Annotated in this window: 21 protein-coding genes; 19 read left to right on the top strand and 2 right to left on the bottom strand. The window is 72.8% G+C overall.

Annotated features, from left to right (window positions below; genetic code table 11):
- The first annotated feature begins 157 nt into the window (after positions 1 to 157).
- The 17 genes from rpmE to E9529_RS02955 all read left to right on the top strand — a co-directional run bounded on the left by rpmE (position 158) and on the right by E9529_RS02955 (position 14,724).
- Complete coding sequence (gene rpmE / locus E9529_RS03035) at positions 158 to 385, top strand: 50S ribosomal protein L31 (protein ID WP_236829626.1); 228 nt, start codon at positions 158 to 160, stop codon at positions 383 to 385.
- A 137-nt stretch (positions 386 to 522) separates the two neighbouring features.
- Positions 523 to 1,599: a peptide chain release factor 1 gene (prfA, locus tag E9529_RS03030; protein ID WP_236829625.1), complete on the top strand. Its 1,077-nt coding sequence runs from the start codon at positions 523 to 525 to the stop codon at positions 1,597 to 1,599.
- Positions 1,596 to 2,453, top strand: coding sequence for a peptide chain release factor N(5)-glutamine methyltransferase (prmC, locus tag E9529_RS03025; RefSeq protein ID WP_255708118.1), 858 nt, complete (start codon positions 1,596 to 1,598; stop codon positions 2,451 to 2,453). The genes prfA and prmC overlap by 4 nt, the downstream gene beginning before the upstream one ends.
- 23 nt (positions 2,454 to 2,476) lie before the next feature.
- Positions 2,477 to 3,118: an L-threonylcarbamoyladenylate synthase gene (locus E9529_RS03020; RefSeq protein WP_236829623.1), complete on the top strand. Its 642-nt coding sequence runs from the start codon at positions 2,477 to 2,479 to the stop codon at positions 3,116 to 3,118.
- Between the two features lie 139 nt (positions 3,119 to 3,257).
- Entirely contained in the window at positions 3,258 to 4,535 is a 1,278-nt protein-coding gene (gene glyA / locus E9529_RS03015; RefSeq protein WP_236829622.1) for a serine hydroxymethyltransferase, read from the top strand.
- Positions 4,536 to 4,539: 4 nt separating this feature from the next.
- A complete protein-coding gene (locus E9529_RS03010) occupies positions 4,540 to 5,796 on the top strand; it encodes a glycosyltransferase family 4 protein (RefSeq protein WP_236829621.1) in 1,257 nt (418 codons plus the stop codon).
- Positions 5,793 to 6,275 carry a hypothetical protein gene (locus E9529_RS03005; protein WP_236829620.1) on the top strand — a complete coding sequence of 161 codons (483 nt, stop codon included), beginning with the start codon at positions 5,793 to 5,795 and terminating at the stop codon, positions 6,273 to 6,275. Before E9529_RS03010 ends, E9529_RS03005 begins: the two co-directional genes overlap by 4 nt.
- Before the next feature lie 334 nt (positions 6,276 to 6,609).
- Positions 6,610 to 7,437 (top strand): F0F1 ATP synthase subunit A, encoded by an 828-nt coding sequence (gene atpB, locus E9529_RS03000; RefSeq protein ID WP_236829619.1) that lies wholly within the window; start codon positions 6,610 to 6,612, stop codon positions 7,435 to 7,437.
- Between the two features lie 114 nt (positions 7,438 to 7,551).
- Positions 7,552 to 7,779, top strand: a complete 228-nt coding sequence (gene atpE / locus E9529_RS02995) for an ATP synthase F0 subunit C (RefSeq protein WP_236824674.1) — start codon at positions 7,552 to 7,554, stop codon at positions 7,777 to 7,779.
- Positions 7,780 to 7,831: 52 nt separating this feature from the next.
- Positions 7,832 to 8,404 carry a F0F1 ATP synthase subunit B gene (locus E9529_RS02990; protein WP_236829618.1) on the top strand — a complete coding sequence of 191 codons (573 nt, stop codon included), beginning with the start codon at positions 7,832 to 7,834 and terminating at the stop codon, positions 8,402 to 8,404.
- The gene (locus tag E9529_RS02985) at positions 8,404 to 9,276 is read left to right on the top strand and encodes a F0F1 ATP synthase subunit delta (RefSeq protein WP_236829617.1); all 873 of its coding nucleotides are present in this window, start codon (positions 8,404 to 8,406) and stop codon (positions 9,274 to 9,276) included. Before E9529_RS02990 ends, E9529_RS02985 begins: the two co-directional genes overlap by 1 nt.
- A 48-nt stretch (positions 9,277 to 9,324) precedes the next feature.
- Positions 9,325 to 10,962 (top strand): F0F1 ATP synthase subunit alpha, encoded by a 1,638-nt coding sequence (gene atpA / locus E9529_RS02980; protein WP_255708093.1) that lies wholly within the window; start codon positions 9,325 to 9,327, stop codon positions 10,960 to 10,962.
- Positions 10,963 to 10,966: 4 nt separating this feature from the next.
- Positions 10,967 to 11,938, top strand: a complete 972-nt coding sequence (locus E9529_RS02975; RefSeq protein WP_236829616.1) for a F0F1 ATP synthase subunit gamma — start codon at positions 10,967 to 10,969, stop codon at positions 11,936 to 11,938.
- A gap of 48 nt (positions 11,939 to 11,986) precedes the next feature.
- Complete coding sequence (gene atpD / locus E9529_RS02970) at positions 11,987 to 13,429, top strand: F0F1 ATP synthase subunit beta (protein ID WP_236829615.1); 1,443 nt, start codon at positions 11,987 to 11,989, stop codon at positions 13,427 to 13,429.
- 187 nt (positions 13,430 to 13,616) lie between these two features.
- The gene (locus tag E9529_RS02965) at positions 13,617 to 13,805 is read left to right on the top strand and encodes a hypothetical protein (RefSeq protein ID WP_236829614.1); all 189 of its coding nucleotides are present in this window, start codon (positions 13,617 to 13,619) and stop codon (positions 13,803 to 13,805) included.
- A 106-nt stretch (positions 13,806 to 13,911) separates the two neighbouring features.
- Positions 13,912 to 14,301, top strand: coding sequence for a F0F1 ATP synthase subunit epsilon (locus E9529_RS02960; protein WP_236829613.1), 390 nt, complete (start codon positions 13,912 to 13,914; stop codon positions 14,299 to 14,301).
- Between the two features lie 21 nt (positions 14,302 to 14,322).
- On the top strand, positions 14,323 to 14,724 hold the full coding sequence (locus E9529_RS02955) for a DUF2550 domain-containing protein (RefSeq protein WP_236829612.1): 402 nt from the start codon (positions 14,323 to 14,325) through the stop codon (positions 14,722 to 14,724).
- 7 nt (positions 14,725 to 14,731) lie between these two features.
- On the opposite strand, the gene E9529_RS02950 is transcribed toward E9529_RS02955, so the two are convergent.
- Positions 14,732 to 15,343, bottom strand: a complete 612-nt coding sequence (locus tag E9529_RS02950; RefSeq protein ID WP_236829611.1) for a cob(I)yrinic acid a,c-diamide adenosyltransferase — start codon at positions 15,341 to 15,343, stop codon at positions 14,732 to 14,734.
- Positions 15,344 to 15,524: 181 nt separating this feature from the next.
- On the opposite strand from E9529_RS02950, the gene murA reads away from it, so the two are divergent.
- On the top strand, positions 15,525 to 16,802 hold the full coding sequence (murA, locus tag E9529_RS02945; protein WP_236829610.1) for a UDP-N-acetylglucosamine 1-carboxyvinyltransferase: 1,278 nt from the start codon (positions 15,525 to 15,527) through the stop codon (positions 16,800 to 16,802).
- Here murA and E9529_RS02940 read toward each other — a convergent pair.
- Positions 16,799 to 17,122: a hypothetical protein gene (locus E9529_RS02940; protein WP_236829609.1), complete on the bottom strand. Its 324-nt coding sequence runs from the start codon at positions 17,120 to 17,122 to the stop codon at positions 16,799 to 16,801. The two genes, murA and E9529_RS02940, sit on opposite strands and share 4 nt — an antisense overlap.
- Before the next feature lie 101 nt (positions 17,123 to 17,223).
- Here E9529_RS02940 and E9529_RS02935 point away from each other — a divergent pair, with 101 nt between their 5' ends.
- Positions 17,224 to 19,242, top strand: a complete 2,019-nt coding sequence (locus tag E9529_RS02935; protein WP_236829608.1) for a protein meaA — start codon at positions 17,224 to 17,226, stop codon at positions 19,240 to 19,242.
- Positions 19,243 to 19,269: the final 27 nt, after the last annotated feature.

The following is a 19,269-nucleotide window of genomic DNA, read 5'->3' as shown; positions in this document are numbered from 1 at the left end:
GCTCGCGTCGGGGCCCTGCAAGGGGGCCACGGCCGGCCGGTCTCCCGATCTGGGAGACTGGTCGGCCGAGCCCCGTCGGCGCGGCCGGAAATACCCGTCCGGCCCCCGGCGTTCTGACCGACCGAACGACCCAGACTTCGTAGAAGAGGCAGCAGCCATGAAGCCCGACATCCACCCGGCCTACAACGTCACCACCGTGACCTGCGGCTGCGGCAACACCTTCACGACCCGCAGCACGTCCCCGACCGGTCAGCTGACCGTCGAGACCTGCTCCGCCTGCCACCCGTTCTACACCGGCAAGCAGCGCATCCTCGACACCGGCGGCCGCGTGGCCCGCTTCGAGAAGCGCTTCGGCAAGCGCGGCGCCTCGGCCGACGCCAAGTAGCACCCCCGACGGCGCCCGTCCCACCCTCCGCGGTGGGGCGGGCGCCGTCGTCATGTCCGGAGCGACCGCCCCTCCGTGGCGTTATGTGCACATAGCGCCGGGGCGGTTCGTGCACACAACGCCCTCAGGAGGGACCGATGAGCAGCGAGACCGCCGCACCCGACCGGCTGGCCGGGTTGCTCGCCGAGCACGCCCGCCTGGAGCAGGAGCTCGCCGACCCGGCCGTGCACGCCGACCAGTCCCGCGCCCGGCGGATGGGCCGCCGGTACGCCCAGCTGGCGCCGCTGGTGGAGACCGCGCGCGGGCTGGAGCAGGCCCGGGACGACCTGAGCGCCGCCCGCGAGTTGGCCGCCGAGGACCCGTCGTTCGCGGCCGAGGCGACGGCGCTGGAGCAGCGGATCGCCGAGCTCACCGACCGGTTGCGCGAGCAGCTGCTGCCCAAGGACCCCGACGACGACAAGGACGTCATCCTCGAGATCAAGGCGGGCGAGGGTGGTGCGGAGTCGGCCCTGTTCGCCGGCGACCTGGTGCGCATGTACCTGCGCTACGCGGAGCGCCGCGGCTGGGCCACCGAGGTGCTGGACGCCGTCGACGCCGAGCTCGGCGGCTACAAGGACGTCGCGATCGCGGTGAAGTCCCGCACCGACGAGGGCATCTGGTCGCGGCTGAAGTTCGAGGGCGGCGTGCACCGCGTGCAGCGGGTGCCCGCCACGGAGAGCCAGGGCCGCATCCACACGTCGGCGGCCGGCGTCCTGGTGCTGCCCGAGGCCGAGGAGGTCGACGTCAGCGTTGACCCGAACGACCTGCGCATCGACGTCTTCCGCTCGTCGGGCCCCGGTGGGCAGAGCGTGAACACCACCGACTCGGCCGTGCGCATCACGCACCTGCCGACGGGCATCGTGGTCAGCTCGCAGAACGAGAAGAGCCAGCTGCAGAACCGGGAGTCCGCGCTGCGGGTGCTCCGCTCCCGCCTGCTGGCCGCCGCCCGCGAGGAGGCCGCCGCCGCGGCCAGCGACCAGCGGCGCAGCCAGGTGCGCACCGTCGACCGCAGCGAGCGGGTGCGCACCTACAACTTCCCGGAGAACCGGATCTCCGACCACCGCGTCGGCTACAAGTCGCACAACCTGGACCAGGTGCTCGACGGCGACCTCGACGGCGTGATCGACGCGCTGGTCGCCGCGCACACCGCCGAGCTGCTGGCGGCCGGCTCCTGACCGCGCGGTCGCTGCTGGCCGGGGCGGCCGCGCGTCTGGCCGAGGCCGGCGTGGAGAGCCCCCGGGTGGACGCCGAGCTGCTGCTGGCGCACACCCTGGGCGTCCCGCGCGCCCGGCTGCTCACGCTCGACGACGTCGCGGACGCGGCGGCCGCCCGGTTCGAGGCGCTGGTGGCCCAGCGCGCCGACCGGGTGCCGCTGCAGCACCTCACCGGCCGGGCGCCGTTCCGGTACCTGGAGCTCGCGGTCGGCCCCGGGGTGTTCGTGCCGCGGCCGGAGACCGAGCAGCTGGTCGGCTGGGCGCTGGAGCGGCTCGCCGGCGTCGCGGACCCCGTCGTCGTCGACCTCGGGTCGGGGTCCGGCGCGATCGCCCTGGCGCTGGCGCACGAGCACCCCGGCGCGCGGGTGACGGCGGTGGAGCGCGATCCCGGCGCGATCGCCTGGACGCGGCACAACGCGGGCGCGCGGGCGGCGGCGGGGGACACCCCGGTCGACGTCCTGGCCGGCGACATGACGGACCCGGGGCTGCTGCGGGAGCTCGACGGGCGCGCCGACCTGGTGGTCAGCAACCCGCCCTACGTGCCGGACGGCGCGCGGGTGCCCCGCGAGGTCGCCGACCACGACCCGCCGCTGGCGCTGTGGGGCGGTCCCGACGGCCTGGACGTCGTGCGCGGGCTGCTGGTCACCGCGGCGCGGCTGCTGCGCCCCGGTGGCTGGCTGGGCATCGAGCACGCCGACCAGCAGGGGGAGTCCCTGCCCGCCGTCGTCCGCTCGCACGGTGGGTTCACCGACGTCGACGACCACCCCGACCTGGCCGGCCGGCCCCGCTACACCACCGCCCGCCGCTCCGGCTGAGGTCTGCGGAAGACTGCTCGACCGTGGCCGACTTCTACGACTGCTCCGACCCGGAGGCGCGCGCCGCCGGCCTGGACGCCGCGGCGACGGCGATCGGCCGGGGCGACCTGGTGCTGCTCCCGACCGACACCGTCTACGGCGTGGCCGCCGACGCCTTCTCCCCGGCGGCGGTGCGCGGGCTGCTGGAGGCGAAGAACCGGGGCCGGGCGATGCCCGTCCCGGTGCTCGTCGGGGAGGCGTCCACCCTCGCCGGGCTGGTGCTCCGGACGCCGGAGGTGGCCACCCGGCTCGCCCAGGAGTTCTGGCCCGGGGGGCTCACCCTGGTGGTCGAGCACGCCCCGTCGCTGGCCTGGGACCTGGGCGACGCCGAGGGGACGGTGGCCGTGCGGCTCCCCGACGACGAGCTCGCCCGCGACCTGCTGCGCCGCACCGGGCCGCTGGCGGTCTCCAGCGCCAACCGCTCGGGCCGGCCGGCGGCGACCGACGCGCAGCAGGCGGTGCAGCAGCTCGGCCTGCACGCCGCGGTCGTGCTGGACGGGGGCCCGCGCACCAGCTCGGTGGCGAGCACCATCGTCGACTGCACGGGCCCGGCGCCGCGGGTGCTGCGCGTCGGTGCCGTGCCGGTCGAGCGGCTGCGCGAGGTCGTGCCCGACCTCAGCGACTGACGGAGGCGCCTCCCGGCCCCGGCCGCTCCTCGGGTCCCCTGCGCGCACGCGCCGGAGCGATACCGTGGAGCACTGACCGCCGCGGGACCCGAGCCGGGGAGCGCGGGCGCCCGCACCCACGCCCTGGAGCGCGACCGAGATGAGCACGCCCTACTGGGGACCGGACTTCGAGGCCCTGGCCGCCGTCGACCCCGACATCGCCGGCGTGGTCACCGGTGAGCTGGACCGGCTCCGCGGTGGGTTGCAGCTGATCGCCAGCGAGAACTTCACCAGCCCCGCCGTCCTCGCGGCGCTGGGGAGCACGCTGTCGAACAAGTACGCCGAGGGCTACCCCGGGCGCCGGTACTACGGCGGCTGCGAGGTCGTCGACCGTGCCGAGGAGATCGGCATCGAGCGGGCCAAGGAGCTGTTCGGCGCCGAGCACGCCAACCTGCAGCCGCACTCCGGCGCCAACGCCAACCTCGCCGCCTACGGCGCCTTCCTCTCGCCGGGGGACACCTTCCTGGGCATGGCGCTGCCGCACGGCGGCCACCTGACGCACGGCACGAAGGTCAGCTTCAGCGGCAAGTGGTTCCACGCCGTCCAGTACGGCGTCGACCCGGCGACCGAGCACATCGACTACGACCAGGTGCGCGACCTGGCTCGCGAGCACCGCCCCAAGCTGATCGTCGCCGGCGGCTCGGCGATCCCGCGGCTGATCGACTTCGCCGCCTTCCGGCAGATCGCCGACGAGGTGGGCGCGGTCTTCATGGTCGACGCCGCGCACTTCATCGGGCTGGTCGCCGGCAAGGCCATCCCCAGCCCCGTGCCGTACGCCGACGTGGTCACCTTCACCACGCACAAGGTGCTGCGCGGTCCGCGTGGCGGCGCCATCGTCTGCCGCGCCGAGCACGCCAAGGCGATAGACAAGGCCGCCTTCCCGATGATGCAGGGCGGCCCGCTCATGCACGCCGTCGCCGCCAAGGCGGTGAACTTCAAGGAGTGCCTGCAGCCCGCCTACCAGGCCTACGCGCGCCAGGTGGTCGCCAACGCGCAGGCGCTGACCGAGGGGCTGGCCGCCGAGGGGCTGCGGCCGGTCGCCGGCGGCACGGACACCCACCTGGCCCTGCTGGACCTGCGGGAGGCGGGCGTGACCGGCGCCGAGGCCGAGCAGCGGTGCGACGCCGCCGGCATCGTGCTCAACAAGAACGCGATCCCGTTCGACCCCCAGCCGGCCTCCGTGGCCTCCGGCATCCGCGTCGGCAGCCCGGCCGTCACGACCCAGGGCATGACCGAGCCGGACATGAAGTCGATCGCCTCCCTGATCGGCGCCGCCATCCGCGACGCCGACGGCAGCCGGACCGCCGAGGTCGCCGCGGGCGTGCGCGAGCTCGTCGGCGCCCATCCCGCGTACCCCGAGCCGGCGCGGACCGCCTGAGCCCGTGCGCGAGTACGTCGTCGTCCTGCTCACCGCGGCGCTGGTCACCTTCCTGGCCACGCCGGTGGTGCGCATGGTGGCGATCCGGCTGCGGATGATGGCCGCCCCGCGCGAGCGCGACGTGCACGTCATCCCGACCCCGCGGGGCGGCGGCGTCGCCATGTACCTGGGCGTGGTGGCCGCGGTCCTGGTGGCCTCGCGGCTGCCGGCCCTCCAGCGCACCTTCGACGACACCCAGGTCTACGCGGTCCTCGTCGCCGGCGGGCTCATCTGCCTGCTGGGGGTGCTGGACGACAAGTGGGGCCTGGACGCGCTGACGAAACTCACCGGGCAGATCGCCGCGGCCGGCGTCATGGTGCTGCTCGGCGTCCAGCTGGCGTTCCTGTTCCTGCCGGTTGCCGACATCGGGACGGTGTCGCTGGGCCCGGACGTCGGGGTCCCGCTGACCATCCTGCTGACGGTGTTCGCGGTCAACGCGCTCAACTTCATCGACGGGCTGGACGGCCTGGCCGCGGGCGTCTCGGCGATCGCCGCCCTGGCGTTCTTCGCCTACAGCTTCCACCTCGGGCTGACCGGCTACGTGGAGACGGCGAGCGCCCCGGCGCTGATCACCGCGGTGCTCGCCGGTGCGTGCCTGGGCTTCCTGCCGCACAACTTCAGCCCGGCGCGGATCTTCATGGGCGACTCGGGCTCGATGCTCGTCGGGCTGATGCTGTCGGCGGCCGCGGTGACGGCCACCGGGGGGGTGGACGCGCAGACGTTCGACTCGGCGGCCAGCCTGCTGCCGCTCACCCTGCCGCTGCTCGTGCCCATCGCGATCCTCTTCATCCCCTTCACCGACCTGGTGCTGGCCGTGGTCCGGCGCACCCGCCAGGGCCGGTCGCCGTTCGCGCCGGACAAGATGCACCTGCACCACCGGCTGCTCTCCATCGGGCACTCGCACAAGCGCGCCGTGCTCGTCATGTACTTCTGGGCCGCCCTGCTCTCCTTCGGCGCGGTCGGGATGTCGATCACCGGCGGGCGGGTCGAGCTGGTCGTCGCCGTGGCCGTCCTGCTCGTCGTGGGCGTGGTCGTGGTGCTCAGCCCGCGGGCCCGCCGGGCCGCCCGGGAGGCGCGCGCCGCAGAACTGGCCGCACAGCGCGAGCGCAGCCGCGCCGACCACCCCACCGCCCGCGGCGCCCGCGGCGCCGACCGATCCACCGACCAGACCACCGGGCCGGCCGCGCAGGCGGCGGTCCGGGCCGGCCAGGGAGCCCGATGAGCCAGCCAGATCCCGCCGAGGTCCCGTGGGACATCTCCTTCCTCCGGCCGGGCGCCCTCGTCACCGCCGGCCTGGCCGTCGTCGCCGCGCCCGTCGCCGGGGCCCTGGCCGGCTGGGACGCCGTCTGGGGCGTGCTGCTCGGGGCCGTGCTCGTGACGGCGTTCTTCGCCGCCTCCTCGGCCGCGGTGGCCTGGGCCGGCCGCATCGGGGACACCCTCACCCTCCCCGTGGCGCTGCTGGTCTTCGGGGTCAAGGCGACGGTGCTGTTCGGTGTGCTCAACGCACTGCCCGCCGACGGCTGGATCGACCGGCGGGCGCTCGCGTGGACCGTGGTGGCCGGCGCCCTGGTGTGGAGCGCCTTCCAGCTGCGCTGGGTCTGGACCCGCCAGCTGTACTACGTCCCGCCTCCCGCGCCGCCTCGGCCGGCGGCCGGGTCCCCCGGTCGGGCGGACCAGGAGCACCCCTCCCGACGCGGCTGATAGGGTCCCTGCCGATGGCCGAGGACACCTCCAGGACCGGGGGTGCCCGGCCGCGCCCTGCACCTCACGCTCGTCAGCCCAGCGGGGCCGACATGGGCTGGGGGGTCACCGGGACCTTGCTGTCCGGGATGGCCGTGTGGGGCGGGGTCGGGTGGCTGGTCGACCAGTGGCTGGACACACGCGTGTTCTTCCCGGTCGGGATCATCCTCGGCGTAGCAGTGGCCATCTACGTGGTCGTCGTCAAGTACGGAACCGTCGATCCGCCCCCCGGGTCGCGGAGCAGCCAGACTCCGGGCGGGCGAGGTAGCCGGTCCAGGACGCAGAAAGGACAACGGTGACCTTCAGCGCCCACGCGCTCGGCGACGTCCTCGCCGTGGAGAGCGATCCCGGCGGCGGGTTCGTCCCTCCGGGCGTCGGGGAGTTCTTCCCCGAGACGCTGTTCGGCTTCTCGGTCCTCGGCATCCAGTTCGACATCGACCGGATCATCCTGGCGCTGTGGCTGGCGACCGCGGTGATCCTGGTCTTCCTGGTGATGGCCGCGCGCAAGGCCGAGATCGTCCCGAGCCGCCTCCAGTTCGTCGGCGAATCGGGCTACTCGCTGGTGCGCGACGGCATCGCCCGCGACGTGGTCGGCCCCAAGGGCCTGCCCTTCGCGCCGTTCCTCGCGTCGCTGTTCTTCTTCATCCTCGCCAACAACGCGCTGGCGATCATCCCCGGCATCCAGATCTCGCCGATGGCGCGGTTCTCCTTCCCGCTGGTCCTGGCGCTGGTCTGCTGGGTCGTCTACATCGCCGTCGGGATCAAGAACCAGGGTCTGTGGCCCTACTTCCGGGACATCATGTTCCTGCCGGGTGTGCCGAAGGCCGCCTACATCCTGGTGACGCCGCTGGAGCTGCTGCAGAACTTCATCGTGCGGCCCTTCACCCTGGCGATCCGACTCTTCGCCAACCTGTTCGCGGGCCACATGCTCCTGGTGACGTTCGCCCTGGGGGCGGTCTACCTGTTCCAGGTCGGCAACTTCTCCGCGGTCTTCTTCCCGCTGTCGGCGCTCATGGCCATCGTGATGACGTTCTTCGAGCTGCTGATCATCTTCCTGCAGGCCTACGTCTTCACGATGCTGATGGGCACCTACCTCAACGGTTCCGTCGAGGCCGCGCACTGATCAGCCTCGTGGTGGCCGGTACGCCGGCCGTCCGCAAGCGCACCACCGCTTTCCACACCACCCCGCAAGCCGCCCGGCACCCGCTGGGCGACGACACAGGAGGAAACACCCGCAATGGATCTTCTGGCACAGGTCACCGGCAGCGTCGGGTCCATCGGCTACGGCATCGCCACGATCGGCCCGGGCATCGGCGTGGGTCTGGTCTGGGCCGCCTACATCCAGGCGACCGCCCGCCAGCCCGAGTCGGCCGGTCTCACCCGTACCTACGCCTTCCTCGGCTTCGCGCTCGCCGAGGCCCTGGCGCTCATCGGCTTCGTCGCCCCCCTCGTCTACGGCACCTGATCCGTACGCCGCCCGCGTACGGTCACCCATTCCAGACAGGGACGTTGAGAGCATGAGCATCCTGGCAGCGGAGAGCCCGAACCCGCTCATCCCGGTGGTCGGCGAGATCATCATCGGGACAATCGCATTCGCGGTCCTCCTCTTCGTGATGTGGAAGTTCGTCGCACCCGGCTTCGAGAGGGCCTACCAGGCGCGGCGGGCGGCGATCGAGGGCGGTATCGAGCGCGCCGAGGCCATGCAGGCCGAGGCCAAGGCGGCGCTGGACCAGTACCGGGCGCAGCTGGCCGAGGCCCGGAACGAGGCCGCCCAGATCCGCGACCAGGCCCGCGCCGAGGGCCAGCAGATCCTCGAGGAGCTGCGGGTCCAGGCGCAGGAGGAGTCGGCGCGGATCGTCGCCCGCGGCGAGGAGCAGATCGCTGCTGCCCGCCAGCAGGTGGTCAATGAGCTGCGCGGCCAGGTCGGCGGCCTCGCCGTCGAGCTGGCGGGCCGGGTCGTCGGGGAGTCCCTCGCCGACGAGGCGCGCCGGCAGGGCACGGTGGACCGCTTCCTCGACGAGCTCGACGGGATGGCCGCCGGCAGCCCCGACGGCCGCAGCGGCAGCACCGTCGCCGGGGGCACCCGCTGATGGACGCCTCGAGCCGTGCGGCGCTCCTCGCCGCCCGGGAGCGGCTGGACGAGCTGACCCGGGATCCTTCGGGGTTCCTGGGGAAGGCCAAGGACCGGCTCACCGGTCAGGCCCGCGCCACCGGCGCCGAGGAGCAGCTCGCGCTCGCCGAGGAGCTGTTCTCGGTGGCACGGCTGCTGGACGCCCAGCCCTCGCTGCGCCGGGCGCTCACCGACCCCTCGGGCAAGCCCGAGGAGCGGGCGGCGCTGGCGCAGCGGCTCTTCGCCAGCCGGCTCTCGCCGGTCGCCCTCGACGTCGTCGAGTTCAGCGTCCGGCAGCGCTGGTCGCGGCCGTCGGACCTCATCGAGGGCGCGACGTCCCTGGCCACCGAGGCGGCGTTCGACGCGGCCGGTGCCCGCGGCGAGCTCGACGGCGTGGAGGACGAGCTCTTCCGCTTCGGCCGGATCGTCGAGGGGGACCGGGAGCTGTCCCGGATCCTCAGCGACCGCAAGGCCCCGGCGGCGGGCAAGGCGGCCCTGCTCGACCAGCTGCTCTCGGGCCGGGTCAGCCCGGTGACCGAGCTCCTGCTGCGAAACGTGCTGACCAGCTCGCACGCCGGCACGGCGGGGGTCGCGGTCGAGCGGCTCTCGGACACCGCCAGCCGGCGCCGCGGCCAGTCCGTGGCGCGGGTGACGACGGCGGTGGCCCTCACCCCGGCGCAGGAGAGGCGGCTGGCCGACGTGCTCGGCCGCATCTACGGGCGCACCATCGGGCTGCAGGTGACCGTCGACCCGACGGTCCTCGGGGGCCTCCTCGTCCAGGTGGGCGACGAGGTCATCGACGGCAGCATCGCCCACCGGCTGGAAGCCGCCCGCCGGCAGCTCGCCGGCTGACCGCCCACCACCACAGATCACGACCCCGCAGGGAAGAGGACCAGAGCCATGGCCGAGCTGACGATCTCCGCAGAAGAGATCCGCAGTGCCATCCAGAACTACGTCACCGAGTACTCGCCTGACGTCTCCCGCGAAGAGGTCGGGATCGTCACCGAGGCCGGCGACGGCATCGCCCGGGTCGAGGGCCTGCCCTCGGTCATGACCAACGAGCTGCTCGAGTTCGAGAGCGGCGTCCGCGGTCTCGCGCTGAACCTGGACGTCCGCGAGGTCGGTGTCGTCATCCTCGGTGACTTCTCCGGCATCGAGGAGGGGCAGCAGGTCCGGCGCACCGGCGAGGTCCTTTCGGTCCCCGTCGGCGACGGCTACCTCGGCCGCGTCGTGGACCCGTTGGGCAACGCGATCGACGGCGCCGGCCCGATCGCCACCACCGGTCGGCGCGCCCTGGAGCTCCAGGCCCCCACCGTGGTGCAGCGCCAGTCGGTGCACGAGCCGATGCAGACCGGCATCAAGGCCATCGACGCGATGACGCCGATCGGCCGCGGCCAGCGCCAGCTGATCATCGGCGACCGCCAGACCGGCAAGACGGCGATCGCGATCGACACGATCATCAACCAGAAGCAGGCCTGGGCCACCGGCGACCCGTCGCAGCAGGTGCGCTGCATCTACGTCGCGGTCGGCCAGAAGGGCTCGACGATCGCGGCGATCCGGTCCGCCCTCGAGGACGCCGGCGCGATGGAGTACACCACCATCGTCGCGGCCCCCGCGTCCGAGGCCGCCGGCTTCAAGTACATCGCCCCCTACACCGGCTCGGCCATCGGCCAGCACTGGATGTACGAGGGCAAGCACGTCCTGATCGTGTTCGACGACCTGTCCAAGCAGGCCGAGGCCTACCGCGCCGTCTCCCTGCTGCTGCGCCGCCCGCCGGGCCGCGAGGCCTACCCGGGTGACGTCTTCTACCTCCACTCCCGCCTGCTGGAGCGCTGCGCCAAGCTCTCCGACGAGCTCGGCGCGGGGTCGATGACCGGCCTGCCGCTCATCGAGACCAAGGGCAACGACGTGTCGGCGTACATCCCGACCAACGTCATCTCGATCACCGACGGGCAGATCTTCCTCGAGACGGGTCTGTTCAACTCCGGTGTCCGCCCGGCCATCAACGTCGGCATCTCGGTGTCCCGCGTGGGTGGGTCGGCCCAGATCAAGGCGATGAAGTCGGTCGCCGGCCGCCTGCGCCTCGACCTGGCCCAGTACCGCGAGCTCGAGGCCTTCGCCTCGTTCTCCTCGGACCTCGACGCCTCCAGCCGCGCGACCCTGGAGCGCGGCCAGCGCCTGGTCGAGCTGCTCAAGCAGGGCCAGTACTCGCCGTACTCGGTGGAGCGCGAGGTCGTCTCGCTGTGGCTGGGCACCACCGGCAAGCTCGACCGCGTGCCGGTGTCGGACGTGCGCCGCTTCGAGTCGGAGTTCCTCGACTTCCTCGGCCGCGGTGACAACGCCGTCTTCACGTCGATCCAGCAGACCAAGAAGCTCGAGGACGACACCGTCGCCAGCCTCGAGCGGGCGGTGGAGACCTTCTACGGGCAGTTCACCACCTCCGAGGGGGAGTCGCTGGCGGGCAACGAGCCCGAGGCCGAGGCCATGGACGCCTCGGAGCGGGGTCAGGAGCGCGTCCAGGTCAAGAAGAAGGCCTGACGCGATGGCTGCCTCTCTCCGCGCGCTGCGGCGCCGCATCCGCTCCACCCAGTCGACGAAGAAGATCTTCTCGGCGCAGGAGCTGATCGCCGGTGCCCGCATCGTGCGCGCCCAGGCCCGGGTGGAGGCCTCCAAGCCCTACGCCCGGGAGATCACCCGCGTCCTGTCGGCGCTGGCCTCCTCGGCGTCGCTGGACCACCCGCTGCTGACCGAGCCGGAGAACCCGCGCCGGGCGGCCGTCCTGGTGATCACCTCCGACCGCGGGTTCGCCGGCTCGTACAACGTGAACGTCCTCCGGCGGACCGAGGAGCTGCTCTCCCTGCTCCGGCAGGAGGGCAAGGAGCCGGTGCTCTACGTGGTGGGCCGGAAGGGGGAGACCTACTACTCCTTCCGCAACCGCGAGATGGCCGAGACCTTCACCGGCTTCTCCGAGCAGCCGGGCTACGCCGACGCGCAGGGCGTGGGCGAGCAGCTGATCGCCGCCTTCACCGCCGGCCTCGACGACGAGGACGGTGACGCGGGCGCCGACGGCATCGTCGGCGTGGACGAGCTGCACATCGTCTACACCGAGTTCCGGTCGCTGCTCTCGCAGGTCCCGGTCGCCAAGCGGATGGCCCCGCTGGAGGTCGAGGAGGTCGAGGAGTTCGACTACGAGCGGGAGGAGCGGGAGCGGCAGGGCGACGGCGCCACCGAGATCGCGCCGTCGTACGAGTTCGAGCCCTCGGCCGAGGGGCTGCTCGACGCGCTGCTCCCGAAGTACATCACCACGCGCATCTACGCGGCGATGCTCGAGGCGGCCGCCTCCGAGTCGGCCTCGCGCCGCCGGGCGATGAAGTCGGCCTCCGACAACGCCGAGGAGCTGGCGAAGAACCTCTCGCGGCAGGCCAACCAGGCTCGCCAGGCGGAGATCACGCAGGAGATCAGCGAGATCGTCGGTGGTACCGACGCGCTGGTCTCGGCCGGCTCGAACGACTGACCCACCGAACAGCAGACCACCGAGCCCCAGGGCAGGAGAGCAGTACAGATGACCGTCACCGAGGACCGTCCGACCACCTCGCAGACCGCCGGCACCGGCCGGGTCGTGCGGGTCACCGGGCCGGTCGTCGACGTCGAGTTCCCGCGCGACGCGATGCCCGACCTGTTCAACGCCCTGAAGGTCGATGTCACGCTGGCCGACCTCAGCAAGACCATGACCCTCGAGGTCGCCCAGCACCTCGGCGAGAACGTCGTCCGCACGATCTCCATGCAGCCGACCGACGGCCTCGTCCGCGGCGCCGAGGTCACCGACACCGGCTCGGCCATCAGCGTGCCGGTCGGTGACGTGACCAAGGGGCACGTGTGGAACGCGCTGGGCGAGTGCCTCGACCAGCCCGGTTACGCCGCCGACGCCCCGCGCTGGGAGATCCACCGGCACGCGCCGCGGTTCGACCAGCTCGAGGGCCGCACCGAGATGCTCGAGACGGGCATCAAGGTCATCGACCTGCTGACCCCGTACGTGGCCGGCGGGAAGATCGGCCTGTTCGGTGGTGCCGGTGTGGGCAAGACCGTGCTCATCCAGGAGATGATCCGCCGGGTCGCCCAGGAGTTCGGTGGTGTGTCGGTGTTCGCCGGTGTCGGTGAGCGCACCCGCGAGGGCAACGACCTCATCACCGAGATGACCGAGTCCGGCGTCATCGAGGCCACCGCCCTGGTCTTCGGCCAGATGGACGAGCCGCCGGGCACCCGCCTGCGGGTCGCGCTCTCGGCGCTCACCATGGCCGAGTACTTCCGCGACGAGCAGAACCAGGACGTGCTGCTCTTCATCGACAACATCTTCCGGTTCACCCAGGCCGGCTCCGAGGTCTCCACGCTGCTGGGCCGCATGCCCTCGGCCGTGGGCTACCAGCCGACCCTGGCCGACGAGATGGGCGAGCTGCAGGAGCGGATCACGTCGACCCGCGGCCGCTCGATCACCTCGCTGCAGGCGATCTACGTGCCCGCCGACGACATCACCGACCCGGCGCCGCACACCACCTTCGCCCACCTCGACGCGACGACCGTGCTCTCGCGGCCGATCTCGGAGAAGGGCATCTACCCGGCCGTGGACCCGCTGGACTCCACCAGCCGGATCCTCGACCCGCAGTACGTCGGCAACGAGCACTACGACATCGCCCAGCGGGTGAAGCAGGTGCTGCAGCGCTACCAGGAGCTGCAGGACATCATCGCGATCCTCGGTATCGACGAGCTGTCCGAGGAGGACAAGGTCACCGTCAACCGGGCCCGTCGCGTCGAGCGCTTCCTGTCGCAGAACATGTTCGTGGCCGAGGCCTTCACCGGTCAGCCGGGTTCGTTCGTCCCGCTTTCGGAGACGCTGCAGGCGTTCAAGGCCATCACCGAGGGCGAGTACGACAACGTCCCGGAGCAGGCCTTCTTCATGTGCGGTGGCCTCGAGGACCTCGAGAAGAACGCCGCGAAGCTCAAGCGCTGACACGTCCGCGCAGCACCGCCACGAGGCCGGGTCCCTTCTTCGAGGGGCCCGGCCTCCGGCGTCCGTGGCGGGTGACCTGGTCCCCCGTCGGGGTGAATTCCGGCCGTCGCGCCTGCGCTGCCGGCACCGGCCTGCCGACCATTCCTCCAGGCGCGCCCGGTGCACGGGTGCCGGTGCGAGGGGCGACGTGGAGCGGGACAGCGCGGTGGTGCCGTGCGGGGGCCGTGAGGCGCTGGACTGGAGCTGGCCGCCGTACGCAGCGGTGGAGGTCCGCACCGCGGACTTCGACACGGAACGCTGGGCGTCCGCGACGTGCGTCCGCCACCCGTGGGTGCGCGTCGGGCGCTGGACGCTGCTCTACCGCCGCGCCGCCTGAGCAAGGAACCGGCACCTGGCGGTCGCCCGTACGGGTCCCTGCAGCAGGCCCGGCGGCGGTACGTCGCTACAGTGAGCGGGATCCGTCCGTTCAACCGAGGAGTGTCGTGGCGACCCTGCAGGTCGAGTTGGTGGCCGTCGAGCGCAAGATCTGGTCCGGCGAGGCGACCAGCGTCATCGCCCGCACCACGGAGGGCGAACTCGGTGTCCTCCCCGGCCACGCCCCGCTGCTGGGCCAGCTGGCCGAGGGCGGCGTCGTGACGATCCGCACCGAGACCGGCGAGGACATGGTCATCGCCGCCCACGGCGGCTTCCTCTCCATCACCGAGCGGGGCGTCTCCATCCTCGCCGAGACGGCGGAGATCTCCAGCGAGATCGACGTGGAGCGCGCGCGTGAAGCCCTCCGCCGCGCCGAGAGCGAGGGCGACGACCCCGACGCGGTCGCCGCCGCGCGCCGCGCGCAGTCGCGGCTGAGGGCGGCCGGCGCGAGCGACTGACCCCGACGGCGAGCGCGCGGGATGACCACCGCCCTGTGGGTGCTGATCGGCGTCCTGCTGCTGCTCGTCGTGGTGGTCTTCCTGCTGCGCCGCCGCTTCCTGCTCTCGGGGCTCGGCGCGGTGACGATGTGGTTGCGCCCCGAAGGCGCGTCCCGGTGGTCGGTCGGCGTCGCCTGGTACGGCGACGACGCCCTGCTCTGGTACCGGGCCCTCTCGCTGTCGGTCCGGCCGCATCAGCGGCTCAGCAGGGCCGGCTTCCGGGTGCTCGCCCAGCGGCCGGCGCACCGGGACGACCTCGCGCTGCCGGGCGACGTGCACGTGCTCGAGTGCAGCACCGCCCAGGGACGGCGGGAGCTGGCGATGGACCGCTCGACGGTGACCGGCTTCCAGTCCTGGCTGGAGTCGGCCCCGCCGGGCAGCTGAGCGGCTCCTAGTCCTGCGGCGCCGCGGCGGCGCGCTGCGCGTGCACGCCGCTGTGCGCCCCGGGCTCCCAGAGGATGTCGCCGTCGGGGTTGGCCATGCGGCCGAGGATGAACACCAGGTCCGACAGCCGGTTCAGGTAGCGCGCCGTCTCGGGGTTGGTGCGCTCGGCGTCGCTCTCCAGCAGCGCCCAGACGCTGCGCTCGGCCCGGCGGACGACCACCCGCACCTGGTGCAGCAGGGCGGCCAGCGGCGTGCCCCCGGGGAGGATGAAGCTGTCCAGCTTCGGCAGCGTCTCGTTGTAGGTGTCGCACGCCGCCTCGAGCCGCTCGGTGTAGGCCGCCGTCACCCGCAGCGGCGGGTACTGCGGCTCCGGGACGATCGGCGTGCAGAGGTCGGCCCCCACGTCGAACAGGTCGTTCTGGATGCTGCGCAGGAGGTCGGTCAGCGCCGGCTCCGGGGAACCGAGGGCGATCGCCACGCCGATCGCGCTGTTGGCCTCGTCCACGTCGGCGTAGGCGACCAGCCGCGGGTCGGTCTTGGCCACCCGGCTCATGTCACCCAGGTGGGTCTGACCGGCGTCGCCGGTCTTCGTGTAGATGCGCGTGAGCCGGACGGTCATGCAGCGAGCCTAGAAGAAGGACCCTCCTGCCCCCCACACCTCGCTGACGCTCGGCGCGGGTCCCTGCGGCGGGGCCGTTCCAGCACGTCGCCCGCGGCGGGTCCTCGCAGGAGGGCCGGTCCGGCACGTCGCCCGCGGCGTGCGGTGGGGCGGGGGCGCGGCGTCACCGTAGGGTGTTCCGGTGCAGTGCTTCGAGGTGACCGGGGGAGCGAGGCTCGCGGGCCGGGTGCGGGTCACCGGTGCCAAGAACAGCGCCCTGAAGCTCATGGCGGCGGCGCTGCTGGCGCCCGGGCGCTCGACCATCGACGAGGTGCCCGACATCCTCGACGTGGCGATCATGAGCGAGGTGCTGCGCCGGCTGGGCTGCGGGGTGTCCTACGAGCGGGTGCCCGGCAGCGGCGGCGGCCGGCTGACCATCGACGTCCCGGACGCGCCCTCGACCGAGACCGACTACGACCTCGTCCGACGGATGCGCGCCTCGATCAGCGTCCTGGGCCCGCTCGTCGCCCGCTGCGGGAGCGCGCGGGTGGCGCTGCCGGGGGGTGACGCCATCGGCTCCCGCGGGCTGGACATGCACATCTCCGGCCTGGAACGCCTCGGGGCCACCATCGTCAGCGAGCACGGCTTCCTCGTGGCGACGGCGCCCCGGCTGACCGGCACCTCGATCTGGCTGGACTTCCCCTCGGTCGGCGCCACGGAGAACCTGGTGATGGCCGCCGTGCTGGCCACGGGGATCACCGTGGTCGACAACGCCGCGCGCGAGCCCGAGATCGTCGACCTGTGCCGGATGCTCGGCGAGATGGGGGCGCGCATCGACGGCGCGGGCACCTCCACGATCACCGTCGAGGGCGTCGACTCCCTGCAGCCGGTCGAGTACACGACCGTGCCCGACCGCATCGTGGCGGGCACCTGGGCGATCGGGGCGGTGATGACCCGCGGCGACGTCGTCATCGAGCGGGGCGTCGCCGAGCACCTCACGGTCGCCCTGGACAAGCTGACCGACGCCGGCGCCGTCGTCGAGGCGCTGCCCGGCGGCATCCGGGTGGCCATGGAGGGCAGGCCGCGCTGCGTCGACGTCGTCACCCTGCCCTTCCCCGGGTTCCCCACCGACCTGCAGCCGATGGCGGTGGCGCTGGCCGCCGTCTCCACGGGCACGGCGCTGATCACCGAGAACGTGTTCGAGGGCCGGTTCATGTTCGTCAACGAGCTGGTGCGGCTGGGCGCCGACGTGCGCATCGACGGCCACCACGCCGTCGTCCGGGGGCGCGAGCGCTTCTCCAGCGCGCCGGTGCTCGCGACCGACATCCGCGCCGGTGCCGGGCTGGTGCTGGCGGGCCTGTGCTCCGACGGCGTCACCGAGGTGCAGGACGTGCACCACGTCGACCGCGGCTACCCCGACTTCGTCGACCAGCTGGTGGGCCTGGGTGCGGTCGTGCGGCGCACCGAGCGCCCGGGCTAGGAACCGCCGCCGAACGAGGTGGCCAGCTGGCGCGCCCGGTCGGCGTCCTCGGGGAACACCAGCACCTCGGCGCGGTGAGCCGCGGGGAACCGCACGGTCGACCGGATGCCCGCGTCGGAGAGCAGCGCGCGCAGCGCCAGGGCGGACTCGCGGCGGCTCAGCGTGGCGACGCGGGTGAGCAGCCCGTCGTCGGCCGGCCCGCGGTGCCGGCGACCGCGGTCGCTGCCGAAGGCCCACCGGGTGAACAGCGCGATCAGCGCGAACGCCGCCAACGCGATCACCGGCCCACCCGCGTGCAGCAGGCTGTCCGCGACCGCCACGGCTCTCCCTCCCTCCAGGTTCACCCGTCTGCGAGTGTGCCACCGCACACATCGGCGGGCGGGGCTGCTACCGGTGGGTAACCGCCCTACACTCCGCCGGTATGCCGTTCCCGCAGAAGCCGGAGGAGCGTGACCGTCCCTGGGTCATGCGCACCTACGCCGGCCACTCCTCGCCGGCCGAGTCCAACGCCCTCTACCGCCGCAACCTGGCGAAGGGCCAGACCGGTCTCTCGGTCGCCTTCGACCTGCCGACGCAGACCGGCTACGACCCCGACGACGAGCTCGCCCGCGGGGAGGTGGGCAAGGTCGGCGTCCCGGTGTCCCACATCGGCGACATGCGCGCGCTCTTCGACGGCATCCCGCTCGACGAGATGAACACGTCGATGACGATCAACGCCACGGCGATGTGGCTGCTCGCGCTCTACCAGGCGGTCGCCGAGGAGCACGGCCACGACGTCGCCAAGCTCGCGGGGACGACGCAGAACGACATCATCAAGGAGTACCTGTCGCGGGGTACCTACGTCTTCCCGCCGGCGCCCTCGATGCGGCTGATCACCGACATGGTCGCCTACACGGTGACGGCGATGCCGAAGTGGAACCCGATCAACATCTGCAGCTACCACCTGCAGGAGGCCGGGGCGACCCCGGTGCAGGAGATCGCCTACGCGATGAGCACCGCGATCGCGGTCCTGGACTCCGTCCGCGACTCCGGCCAGGTGCCGCAGGAGCGCTTCGGCGAGGTGGTCGCGCGCATCTCCTTCTTCGTCAACGCCGGGGTCCGGTTCGTCGAGGAGATGTGCAAGATGCGGGCCTTCACGCAGCTGTGGGATGAGCTGACGAAGGAGCGCTACGGCGTCGAGGACCCGAAGCACCGCCGCTTCCGCTACGGCGTCCAGGTCAACTCGCTCGGCCTCACCGAGGCGCAGCCGGAGAACAACGTGCAGCGCATCGTGCTCGAGATGCTCGCGGTCACGCTGTCCAAGGACGCCCGCGCCCGTGCGGTGCAGCTGCCGGCGTGGAACGAGGCCCTGGGCCTGCCCCGGCCCTGGGACCAGCAGTGGTCGCTGCGGCTGCAGCAGGTGCTGGCCTACGAGACCGACCTGCTCGAGTACGACGACCTGTTCACCGGTTCGGTCGTCGTCGAGAAGAAGGTCGCCGAGCTCGTCGAGGGCGCCCGCGCGGAGATCGCCCGGGTGCAGGAGATGGGCGGCGCCGTGGCCGCGGTCGAGTCCGGCTACATGAAGGGCGAGCTGGTGGCCTCGCTGGCCGAGCGCCGCCGGCGGATGGAGAGCGGCGAGGACGTCGTCGTCGGGGTCAACAAGTTCGACACCACCGAGCCCAACCCGCTCACCGCCGACCTCGACACCGCCATCATGGTGGTCGACCCCGCCGTCGAGGCCCAGGCCCGCGAGGCGGTCCGGAAGTGGCGGGCCGAGCGCGACCAGGCGGCCGCAGACCGGGCGCTCGCCGCCCTCCGCGAGGCGGCCGCAGGCGACGCCAACCTCATGGCCGCCACGCTGGACTGCGCGCGCGCCGGGGTGACGACGGGGGAGTGGGCCGGCGTCCTGCGGGAGGTGTTCGGCGAGTACCGGGCACCCACCGGGGTCGCCGCCGCCACGGGTGGCGGGGAGGCCGACGAGACGCTCACCGGGGTCCGCGACCGGGTCCGCGCCACGGGCGAGGAGCTGGGTGGGCGGCTGCGGTTCCTGGTCGGCAAGCCGGGGCTCGACGGCCACTCCAACGGTGCCGAGCAGATCGCCGTGCGCGCCCGCGACGCCGGCTTCGAGGTCATCTACCAGGGCATCCGGCTGACGCCGTCGCAGATCGTGAGCGCCGCCGTCGAGGAGGACGTGCACGTGGTCGGCCTGTCGGTGCTCTCCGGTTCCCACCTGCAGGTGGTGCCGGCGGTCCTGCAGGGGCTCAGGGAGGCCGGTCTGGACGACGTCCCGGTGGTCGTCGGCGGGATCATCCCCGACAGCGACGCCCGGCGGCTGCGCGAGCAGGGCGTCGCCCGGGTGTTCACGCCGAAGGACTTCGGGCTCAACGACATCATGGGACAGGTGGTCGACGTGGTCCGCGAGGCCAACGGCCTCCCGGACCTGGTCCCCGCGCCGGCCTGACGACCGGGCGTCGATCGTCGTTGCCGT

Origin of the sequence: Blastococcus sp. KM273128, from assembly GCF_021698975.1 — a bacterium.
Taxonomy (GTDB): domain Bacteria; phylum Actinomycetota; class Actinomycetes; order Mycobacteriales; family Geodermatophilaceae; genus Blastococcus.
Note: the sequence above shows the minus strand (reverse complement) of the source record. Positions and strands in the feature narration are given on the sequence as shown.

What these genes read in the sequence shown, in the direction of transcription:
- rpmE (WP_236829626.1), top strand. Translation starts at nt 158, where the DNA reads ATGAAGCCCGACATCCACCCGGCCTACAACGTCACCACCGTGACCTGC.
- prfA (WP_236829625.1), top strand. Translation starts at nt 523, where the DNA reads ATGAGCAGCGAGACCGCCGCACCCGACCGGCTGGCCGGGTTGCTCGCC.
- glyA (WP_236829622.1), top strand. Translation starts at nt 3,258, where the DNA reads ATGAGCACGCCCTACTGGGGACCGGACTTCGAGGCCCTGGCCGCCGTC.
- E9529_RS03005 (WP_236829620.1), top strand. Translation starts at nt 5,793, where the DNA reads ATGAGCCAGCCAGATCCCGCCGAGGTCCCGTGGGACATCTCCTTCCTC.
- atpE (WP_236824674.1), top strand. Translation starts at nt 7,552, where the DNA reads ATGGATCTTCTGGCACAGGTCACCGGCAGCGTCGGGTCCATCGGCTAC.
- E9529_RS02990 (WP_236829618.1), top strand. Translation starts at nt 7,832, where the DNA reads ATGAGCATCCTGGCAGCGGAGAGCCCGAACCCGCTCATCCCGGTGGTC.
- E9529_RS02985 (WP_236829617.1), top strand. Translation starts at nt 8,404, where the DNA reads ATGGACGCCTCGAGCCGTGCGGCGCTCCTCGCCGCCCGGGAGCGGCTG.
- atpA (WP_255708093.1), top strand. Translation starts at nt 9,325, where the DNA reads ATGGCCGAGCTGACGATCTCCGCAGAAGAGATCCGCAGTGCCATCCAG.
- E9529_RS02975 (WP_236829616.1), top strand. Translation starts at nt 10,967, where the DNA reads ATGGCTGCCTCTCTCCGCGCGCTGCGGCGCCGCATCCGCTCCACCCAG.
- atpD (WP_236829615.1), top strand. Translation starts at nt 11,987, where the DNA reads ATGACCGTCACCGAGGACCGTCCGACCACCTCGCAGACCGCCGGCACC.
- E9529_RS02955 (WP_236829612.1), top strand. Translation starts at nt 14,323, where the DNA reads ATGACCACCGCCCTGTGGGTGCTGATCGGCGTCCTGCTGCTGCTCGTC.
- E9529_RS02950 (WP_236829611.1), bottom strand. Translation starts at nt 15,343, where the DNA reads ATGACCGTCCGGCTCACGCGCATCTACACGAAGACCGGCGACGCCGGT.
- E9529_RS02935 (WP_236829608.1), top strand. Translation starts at nt 17,224, where the DNA reads ATGCCGTTCCCGCAGAAGCCGGAGGAGCGTGACCGTCCCTGGGTCATG.